Origin of the sequence: Streptomyces sp. NPDC127190, from assembly GCF_042672505.1 — a bacterium.
Taxonomy (GTDB): domain Bacteria; phylum Actinomycetota; class Actinomycetes; order Streptomycetales; family Streptomycetaceae; genus Streptomyces.
Genome location: NZ_JBHXVE010000026.1, coordinates 80,120 through 88,384 on the forward strand (window position 1 = coordinate 80,120; position 8,265 = coordinate 88,384).

At 73.9% G+C, this 8,265-nt stretch carries 7 protein-coding genes; 4 read left to right on the plus strand and 3 right to left on the minus strand.

Going from position 1 to position 8,265, the window contains the following annotated elements; translation table 11 throughout:
* The first annotated feature begins 22 nt into the window (after positions 1–22).
* Positions 23–748 carry a TetR/AcrR family transcriptional regulator C-terminal domain-containing protein gene (locus ACFVIU_RS31055; protein ID WP_385846572.1) on the plus strand — a complete coding sequence of 242 codons (726 nt, stop codon included), beginning with the start codon at positions 23–25 and terminating at the stop codon, positions 746–748.
* A gap of 38 nt (positions 749–786) precedes the next feature.
* Here ACFVIU_RS31055 and ACFVIU_RS31060 read toward each other — a convergent pair whose 3' ends face one another.
* Genes ACFVIU_RS31060 through hmgA form a run of 3 tightly spaced genes read right to left on the minus strand, consistent with a single transcriptional unit; the run spans position 787 to position 4,094 of the window.
* Positions 787–1,926: a type ISP restriction/modification enzyme gene (locus ACFVIU_RS31060; RefSeq protein WP_385846573.1), complete on the minus strand. Its 1,140-nt coding sequence runs from the start codon at positions 1,924–1,926 to the stop codon at positions 787–789.
* Between the two features lie 26 nt (positions 1,927–1,952).
* Positions 1,953–2,702, minus strand: a complete 750-nt coding sequence (locus tag ACFVIU_RS31065) for a GntR family transcriptional regulator (RefSeq protein ID WP_385846574.1) — start codon at positions 2,700–2,702, stop codon at positions 1,953–1,955.
* Between the two features lie 39 nt (positions 2,703–2,741).
* Entirely contained in the window at positions 2,742–4,094 is a 1,353-nt protein-coding gene (gene hmgA, locus ACFVIU_RS31070) for a homogentisate 1,2-dioxygenase (protein ID WP_385846575.1), read from the minus strand.
* A gap of 174 nt (positions 4,095–4,268) precedes the next feature.
* Here hmgA and ACFVIU_RS31075 point away from each other — a divergent pair, with 174 nt between their 5' ends.
* The 3 genes from ACFVIU_RS31075 to ACFVIU_RS31085 all read left to right on the plus strand — a co-directional run bounded on the left by ACFVIU_RS31075 (position 4,269) and on the right by ACFVIU_RS31085 (position 7,928).
* Positions 4,269–4,811 (plus strand): hypothetical protein, encoded by a 543-nt coding sequence (locus tag ACFVIU_RS31075; RefSeq protein WP_385846576.1) that lies wholly within the window; start codon positions 4,269–4,271, stop codon positions 4,809–4,811.
* A 63-nt stretch (positions 4,812–4,874) separates the two neighbouring features.
* Complete coding sequence (locus tag ACFVIU_RS31080; RefSeq protein WP_385846577.1) at positions 4,875–5,492, plus strand: TetR family transcriptional regulator; 618 nt, start codon at positions 4,875–4,877, stop codon at positions 5,490–5,492.
* A 204-nt stretch (positions 5,493–5,696) separates the two neighbouring features.
* The gene (locus ACFVIU_RS31085) at positions 5,697–7,928 is read left to right on the plus strand and encodes a molybdopterin oxidoreductase family protein (RefSeq protein WP_385846578.1); all 2,232 of its coding nucleotides are present in this window, start codon (positions 5,697–5,699) and stop codon (positions 7,926–7,928) included.
* The last annotated feature ends 337 nt before the right edge of the window (positions 7,929–8,265 follow it).

Below are 8,265 nucleotides of genomic sequence, written 5' to 3' on the forward strand. Positions count from 1 at the left end.
ATGGTGTCCGAGGTGATGACCAATGGCAGTCCGAGGGGCCGTCCCCGAGGTGATCTGGGCGCGCCCCGAGCGCACGGGCCGGGGCCCTAAACCGGCGTACACCCGCGACGACATCGCGGCCGCGGCGGTCCGGATCGCCGACGCGAGCGGGCTCGACGCGGTGTCCATGCGGCATGTCGCGGCCGAGCTGGGCTGCGGCACCATGTCGCTGTACAACTACGTCCCCCGCAAGGAGGACCTGTACGAGCTCATGGTGGACGCGGTCAGCGCCGAGCACGAGCCGTGGGAGCCGAGCGGTGACTGGCGGGCCGACCTGCTCCGGGTGGCCCACGAGACCCGCGCGCTGCTGCACCGGCACCCGTGGATGCCGCGCCTGATGTCACCGGTCTACGGCTTCAGCCCCCACGCCCTGCGCTATCTGGAGCACTGCCTGGCCTGCCTGGACCCGCTCGAAGCGGCCTACGGCACGAAGCTGGAACTCATCGCCATGCTGAACGGCGTCGTGACGACCTACGTCCGCAACGAACTCGACACCGCCGAGCGGGTACGCGCCCTGCCCTGGTCGGAGGCCGAGGAGAACGCGGCGCGCGGTGCCTGGCTGGCCACGCAGATCGCCTCCGGCGCGTATCCGAGGATGGCGGCGGCCTTCGCGGCGGACCCGGGCCCGATCGACCTGGAAGCGGTCTTCCACCGAGCGCTGGAGCGCGTCCTGGACGGCTTCGAGGCGGGCCGGGGAGACGGCTGTTGAGCCTCGGGCAGGGCAGTCGGTGAGAGCCGGAACTGCCGTCAGAGGAGGGCGAATTGGCCCTCTGGGCCTTCTTCCTGGTGGTCCAGGACGGAGGCGGGGCGGCGGGACCAGGGCGGCGCAGGCAGGATTCCCGCGTGGCGCAGATCGGTCGCGGTGATCGCGGAGGTCACCTCCAACCCGGCCCGCAGCGGGCGGAGTTCGGCCAGCAGGGCCAGGACGGTGATCAGCTCCAGCAGCTCCGACGTCCAGGCCTGCGGCCAGCCGGCCGGGCCGATCGCGGCGAGCGTGCCGGGCTCGGCCGGGGCCGTACGGCCCGCGAACCACGCCTCCAGCACCCGGACTCCGGCCACCTCGTGGTCCCAGGCCTCCGGCGGCACCGGGGAGATACGGCCCTCGTCGAGGTGGAGGGTCTCCTCCTCGGGGTCGTAGTGCAGGGCGCGCGGGCGGGGCGGCAGGGGCGCGCGGACGTAGGGGCGGCGGCCGCCGGGGAGTCTCGGGCGTTCGCCGTGCCGGCGCAGCAGCCACAGCATCCGGTGCCCCACCTCGGTGCCCGCCCGCCACACCCCGGGCTCGTCGGTGAGCGGAACGGTGAGGTCCGGGCGGATCACCGCCATGATCCAGGCCAGCACGTCCGCCGGCGCGGGATCGCCCGGCAGCCGCTCCAGCAGACCCGGCGGCAGATTAGGCTCGGCGCCGCCGGGGCGGCGGTACAGCGGGCGGATGCGGCCGGTGCGCAGGGTGGGCAGGAGCGAGGTGGCGAGGAGGGGCGGCTCGGCGCCGGTCTCGACGGTGAACACCTGCTGCTCGTCGGCCACCCGCCACAGCTCCGGGCGGGCCGTGTCGATCAGCCGGTGGTCCGGGATCAGCCACTGCTCGTCGAAGGGGGCGGCCAGCACCCGGACCGGCTCGGGGCAGGGGCCCGTGGCGCGGGCGAGCCGCCCGGTGCCGCCGGTCCGGCCGGGCAGCTGGCCCACCGCCGTGCCCAGGCCACGGGCGCGCGTCGGCTCGAACAGCGCCTCGCGGTCCGTCCCCTCCGCCTTCATCAGGGCGTCCCAGCGGGCCCGCAGGGACGCCGGGTCGGGCGCCGTCGGCCAGGCGCGGCCCGGCCGCAGCGGTGCGACGGACCACGGCATGAGGTCCGCCAGCAGCGGAGCGTCGTCGTGCGTCACGCAGGGCATGGTACGACCTGGACCGGCGCCCCGGATCAGGTCGCGTCCAGGGTGACGGTGAACGCGAACCGGTCCCCCCGGTACTGGATGACCGCCACGTCCAGCACCTGCCCCGCCGTGTCGTACGTCACCCCGGTGTAGTGCAGGATCGGGCTGAGCAGCGGCACCTGGAGCAGCCGCGCGGTCTCCGGGTCGGCGAGCCGCGCCTCGACGGTGTCCGTGATCCGGCTGATGTCCGCCTTGACGACGTCCCGGAGCACCTTGGTCATCGGCCAGCGGACCAGGTCGTCCAGGTCGATGCGCGCGGCCAGTTCGGGGCGTACGTGGTTGACGGCGTGGTTGGTCGGCTCCCCGGTCTTCTCGTCGCTGCGCAGCCGGTGGTACGTCGTCACCTCCGCCACCCCGGGGAAGTACTCGGCGAGCCCCGCCGGCACGGGCGCGGGCCCGTGGCTCAGCAGTTCCGTCGTCATGCCGGACTGCTGGGCCACGATCGCGTCCACCGAGCCGAGCAGCCGCACCGGCGCGCCGCGCCGGGCGTCCGGCTCGATGAACGTGCCGCGCCGGCGGTGCCTGCTGATCAGCCCCTCGTCCTCCAGCTCCTTCAGCGCCTGCCGCATGGTCAGCACGCTGACGCCGTAGTGCTCAGCCAGCTGCTCCTCGGTGGGCAGCCGCAGCGGGTCCTCGGGCGAACGGCCGAGTATCGAGGCGCGCAGCGACTGCGACACCTGATACCAGAGCGGCAGCTTGCGGTTCAGGACGATCGAGTCCGGTGCGAAGGAGGTCACTCGGCTATCCGTACCTGTCGGGACCGGTTCAGTGCAATGTCACCGCACGGGGCGGAAGTGCCGCTCCAGGCCCTGCCACACGTCGTCGTAGCGCTGCTGGAGGTGGCCGGCGCGGGCCGCGTGCGGGGCGAGCGTCACCGGCCAGCGGGTCTCGAACATGAAGGCCAGCCCGTTGTCGACCTTCTGCGGCGTCAGCTCGGCCGCGCTCGCCCGGTCGAAGGTCTCCCGGTCCGGGCCGTGCGCCGACATCATGTTGTGCAGCGAGCCGCCGCCGGGCACGAAACCCTCCGCCTTGGCGTCGTACGCCCCCTCGATCAGGCCCATGTACTCGCTCATCACGTTCCGGTGGAAGTACGGCGGCCGGAAGGTGTCCTCGCCCACCAGCCAGCGCGGCGCGAACACCACGAAGTCCACGCCGGCCAGGCCCGGGGTGTCCGTGGGGGAGGTGAGGACCGTGAAGATCGACGGGTCCGGGTGGTCGTAGGAGATGGTGCCGATCACATTGAAACGGCGCAGGTCGTAGATGTACGGCACATGGGTGCCGTGCCAGGCGACCACGTCGAGCGGCGAATGGTCGTAGGTGGCCGTCCAGAGGTTGCCGCAGAACTTGTTCACCACCTCCACCGGGCCGTCCTCCTCCTCGTACGCCGCGACCGGTGCGCAGAAGTCCCGGGGGTTGGCGAGGCCGTTGGCGCCGATCGGGCCCAGGTCGGGGAGCTGGAACGGGGCGCCATAGTTCTCGCACACATAGCCCCGGGCGGTGTCGTCCAGGAGCTCCACACGGAAGCGCACCCCCCGGGGGATCAGCGCCACATAGGAAGGCTCCACACAGAGCCGCCCGAACTCCGTGTGCAGCAGCAGCCCGCCCCGCTCCGGCACGATCAGCAGCTCCCCGTCGGAGTCCGAGAAGACCCGCTCCATCGAGGAGTTGGCGTGGTAGAGGTGCACGGCCATGCCGGTGCGCTGGGTCGCGTCGCCGTTGCCGCCGAGCGTCCAGAGGCCGGCCAGGAAGTCGGTGCCCGCCGGCGGCTCCGGCAGCGGGTTCCAGCGCAGCCGGTTGGGGTCGGGCACGGTCTCGGTGAAGGGGGCCGTGCGGATCGCGCCGTTGTCGGTGCGGGTGAACGCGGGGTGCGCGGCCGACGGGCGGATGCGGTACAGCCACGAGCGCCGGTTGTGCGCTCGCGGCTCGGTGAACGCCGAGCCGCTCAGCTGCTCCGCGTACAGCCCGAGCGGTGCGCGCTGCGGCGAGTTGCGGCCCTCGGGCAGTGCGCCCGGCACCGCCTCCGAGGAGTGTTCGTTGCCGAACCCGGTCAGATACGACAGTGCCGCCGCGGTCTTCCGCGCTCCCCCACGCTCGAACACGCTCCCGTGGGAGGTACCCCCATCGCTCATGATCGCTCCCTCGCGCTCTGATTCCTATGCAATACCGTAGGAATCAGTGGCGGTGCGCGCAAGAGGGCCTCGGAGATCCGCTTCCCCAGGGGTTCCCCCGTACGTCCTGCGGGGGAGGCGAACCAGACCTGAGGGGGATCCGGAGGCGCGGAGCGCTGTTCTAGGCTTCCGGACATGTCGTGGACGCGTAAATTCGGGGCCGCGCTGACGGTGTGCGTCCTGCTGCCGCTCGGCGCGGCGGGCTGTGACGACGGCGCGCCCCGGCCGGGTACGTCCGCGCCGTCGCCCGTGGGCCAGGTGCTGACCGGCACCGACGGGACCGGCCGGCACCTGCGCCAGGTCGCCGCCCAGAGCGCACCCGAGGTCGGGGTCGAGGTCACCCCGGACCCCGCCGGCGGCTGGGACGTCCGGCTGTCCTTCCACCGCTTCCGCTGCTCCGCGCCGGACGCGCGGCCGACCGCGGTGCCCGGACGCGGACGGGTCCGCCTCCTGGTCGACGGCCACCAGGTCGCCCGGCTGCGCGCCCCGCGCTACCACCTGCCCCAGCGGCTCGTCCCGCACGGCACCCACCATGTCACCGCCAGGCTGTACGCCGACGACGGCACCGTGTGGGCCGTACAGGGCAGGCCGGTGCAGAGCACGGCGGACATCACGGTGTCGGACGCGCAGAGCCGGGCCCCCTCGCCGGCCGCCGCGGCCCCGCGAACCGGGGGATGAGCACACCGGCACTCCTGCCCGTACCAGGGGGCGAGCTTCACCCGGCCCCGGCGGAAAGGCATCATGAAGTCCGTGCCCCACGCGACCTCGCTCCGCCGCGCGCCCGTCCAGCGGCGCAGCGCAGAACGGCTGACCAGGATCCTCGACGCGTGCGCCGAACTCCTCGACGAGGTCGGTTACGACGCACTGAGCACCCGGGCGGTCGCCCTGCGCGCCGGTGTGCCCATCGGCTCGGTCTACCGGTTCTTCGGCAACAAACGGCAGATGGCCGACGCCCTCGCCCAGCGCAACCTGGAGCGGTACACCGAACGCGTCACCGCGCGGCTGAAGGAGACCGCCCGGGGGGACTGGCGGGCCGCGATGGACGCCGTCCTCGACGAGTACCTGGCCATGAAGCGCACCGCGCCCGGCTTCTCCCTGGTCGACTTCGGCAACCAGATCCCGGTCGGCGTCCGCCAGGCCGAGCCCAACACCCGGGTCGCCGACCGGCTCACCGATCTGCTGGCCCGCTACCTCGGCCGGACCCCGGACACGGAGCTGCGCCGGGTCTTCCTGGTGGCCGTGGAGAGCGCGGACACCCTCGTCCAGCTGGCCTTCCGGACGGACCCGGAGGGGGACGAGGCGATCATCGCCGAGACCCGCGAGCTGCTGCGGGCGTATCTGGCGCGCGTCCTCGACTGACGCCGGGGAGGGGCCGGCCGTCGCGGGCTTCCGCACGGCTGGCCGCCACCCCCTCCCGCCCATGCCTACCGGTCGGTATGCTCGCCTCCGAGCCGCTCCACGCTCACCCCGCACCGCCCCGAGCCGCTCCGCGCGCTCACCCCGCACCGCCCCGAGCCGCTCCGCGCTCGCCCGGCACCGCCGCCGATCCGACGGGAGGACCCCGTGTCCCGCACCGCCCTGCGAATCTGTCCCCTGTGCGAGGCCACCTGCGGGCTGACCCTCACCATCGAGGGCACCCGCGTCACCGGCGCCCGCGGTGACCGCGAGGACGTCTTCAGCAAGGGGTTCATCTGCCCCAAGGGCGCCTCCTTCGGCGCCGTCGACGGCGACCCCGACCGGCTGCGCACCCCGCTCGTCCGGGTGGCGGGCGAACTGCGCGAGGCCACATGGGAAGAGGCCTTCGACGCGGTGGCCGCGGGGCTGCGCCCGGTCGTGGAGCGGTACGGCGCCGACTCCGTCGGAGTGGTCCTCGGCAACCCCAACGTGCACACCATGGCCGGTGCCCTCTACCCGCAGGTCCTCCTCGGCGCCCTGCGCACCCGCAGCGTGTTCACCGCCTCGACGCTCGACCAGATGCCCAAGCACGTCTCCAGCGGCCTGCTGTTCGGCGACGCCAACGCCATCCCGGTGCCGGACCTGGACCACACCGACCATCTGCTGCTCATCGGCGCCAACCCCCTGGAGTCCAACGGCAGTCTGTGCACCGCGCCGGACTTCCCGGGCCGGCTCAAGGCGCTGCGGGCCCGCGGCGGCCGGCTCACCGTGGTGGACCCGCGCCGTACCCGGACCGCCCGGCTCGCCGACCGGCACCTCGCCATCCGCCCCGGCACCGACGCCCTGCTGCTGGCCGCCATGGCGGTCACGCTGTTCGAGGAGGGCCTGGTCGACCTCGGGGACCTCGCGCCGCACGTCCAGGGCCTGGCGGAACTCCGGGACGCGCTGGCCGAGTTCACCCCGGAGGCGGTGGCCGCCGCCTGCGACATCGACGCCCCCGTCATCCGCACCCTGGCCCGCGAACTCGCCGCCGCCCCGACCGCCGCCGTCTACGCCCGCATCGGCAGCTGCACCGTCCCGCACGGCACCCTGGCGAGCTGGCTGGTCGACGTCCTCAACATCCTCACCGGCAATCTGGACCGGCCCGGCGGTGCCCTCTTCCCGCAGGCCGCCACCGACAAGACCCCCCGCCCGGCCGGACCCGGCCGCGGCTTCGCCCTCGGCCGCTGGCACTCCCGCGTCCGGCAACTGCCCGAGGCGAAGGGTGAGTTGCCGCTGTCCGCGCTCGCCGAGGAGATCGACACCCAGGCCGCGGAGGGCGAGCCGGTGCACGCCCTGATCGTGGTCGGCGCCAACCCGGTGCTGTCCGCACCGGACGGCGACCGCCTCGACAAGGCGCTGGACTCCCTGGACTTCATGGTCAGCGTCGACCCGTACCTGAACGAGACCTCCCGCCACGCCGACGTGGTGCTGCCCCCGCCCCCGCCCGCGCAGAGCCCGCACCACGACTTCGCCTTCAACACCCTCGCCGTCCGCAACCAGGTCCGCTACACCCGCCCCGCCGTCCCGCTGGAGCCCGGCCGCATGGCCGAGACCGAGATCCTCGCCCGGCTGGTGCTCGCGGCGAGCGGCATGCACGGCGCCGACCCGGCCGCCGTGGACGCGATGGTCATCGCCCAGACCCTGGGCAAGGCCGTGACCGAGGCCCACTCGCCGGTGCACGGCCGCGACCCCGAGGAGCTGGCCGCCCGGCTCACCGGCGACAACGGCCCCGAGCGGCGGCTGGACATGATGCTGCGCCTCGGCCCGTACGGCGACGGCTTCGGCGCCCGCCCCGACGGGCTGACCCTGGAGAAGCTGCTCGCCCACCCGCACGGCATCGACCTCGGCCCGCTGTGCCCGCGCCTGCCCCAGCCGCTCCGGACCCGCAGCGGCGCGGTGGAGCTGCTGCCCGGGCCGATCGCCGCCGACCTGCCCCGGCTCCGGCAGGCGATGCACGAGCGCCCCGCGGGACTGGTCCTCGTCGGCCGCCGCCATCTGCGCTCCAACAACAGCTGGATGCACAACGTGCCCGCCCTCACCGGCGGCTCCAACCGCTGCACCCTGCACCTGCACCCGGCGGACGCCGCCCGGCTGGGCGTGCGGGACGGGGCGGACGTACGGGTCCGGGGGGCCGGGGGAGAGGTGGTGGTCCCCGCCGAGGTCACCGAGGACATCCGGCCCGGTGTGGTCAGCCTGCCGCACGGCTGGGGCCACGACCGCCCCGGCACCCGGCTCGGCCATGCCGCGGGAACCCCCGGCGTCAACGTCAACCAGCTCCTCGACGGCAGCCTGCTCGACCCGCTCTCGGGCAACGCCGTGCTGAACGGAGTACCCGTCGACCTCCTGCCGTCGCCGTGACCCGAGGGCCGGCGCGCCGGGGGGAGCGGGGCGGAGGATTGCGCCGCCCGGGCGATCTCTGACGGCGCGCCGGGCGTCGGTTCCGGCTGTCGTGGTGTCCATCAAGCAGAGTCCAGGCGAAAGAGCGATTTGTATGAAAATCGTCTGACTCGGAGGACATTCATGCCCACCCTGACATCCCCACGCAGTTTCGGCTCCCGCGCGGGTGCCTCCGTCGTCCTCACCGCCCTCGCCGCGGCCGGGGGGGGGTGGCGGGCGGGCCCGCCCGCCGGGGCCCCGGGGGGGATCCGCGGCAACAGGGGCCAATCGGGGGGGGTGGCGCACGGGGGCGCGAAGG